This window comes from Paraburkholderia sp. SIMBA_053 (assembly GCF_046534895.1).
GTDB lineage: Bacteria > Pseudomonadota > Gammaproteobacteria > Burkholderiales > Burkholderiaceae > Paraburkholderia > Paraburkholderia caledonica.
This window is the reverse complement of sequence record NZ_JAWRXU010000053.1, coordinates 1-617: the sequence shown is the minus strand read 5'-3', so window position 1 is coordinate 617 and position 617 is coordinate 1. Positions and strand designations below refer to the sequence as shown.

1 protein-coding gene is annotated in these 617 nt (G+C 65.0%); it reads right to left on the bottom strand.

What is annotated here, in order from left to right; all coding sequences use genetic code 11:
- The coding region (locus SB753_RS34480; RefSeq protein WP_410804507.1) for a CHASE3 domain-containing protein at positions 1-508 on the bottom strand (508 nt) is incomplete at its 3' end.
- Positions 509-617 lie beyond the last annotated feature (109 nt).

Sequence of the window (617 nt, the reverse complement as noted above, 5' to 3'; positions counted from 1 at the left end):
CGTTGCGCTCGACTTCGAGCCGCGATGCTTCGTCGATGAATTCTTTCAACTGCGCGCGAAAGCGCATCACCTGCGCAGGCAACTCGCCGCCTTCGAGCGTGACGAATGGCTTCATCGTCGCACCCGTGCGCAGCGACTGCGCGACGGACAGCGCCTGCTGCCGGTAGCTGTCCACTTCGTCGCGCATGCGATGCACGCGCGCGGCCTGCGCGGGCGTATCGGCGACGGCCGTTTCGAGCCGCGTGAGCCGGTCGCCGATATCGACCCATGCCGCATGGCGGTCCATGAACGAAGCGTCACCCGCGACGATGCCCGTGCGCACGCGCGCGACTTGCCGAAGCACGGGGTTTTCGAGCGCGGTCGCCTGATACAGGATCTGCTTGCTGTCCGACGATCGCTCGACGGCGCGTATGGTTTGCGCCTGCATGTCGAAGACGACGCCGAGCAGCGCCAGTTCGATGGCGCTCGGCAACGCGATCAGCAATAGACCTTTGGTGAACAGTTTCATCGATGGCTGGCGCAATGCGGCATGAACGTGCGAGGCAACCGCTCCCCGACATGTGGAACTGACGCGCGCAATCATGAGCGGCGCGCATGCATCATGGCAGTGCGCCGCG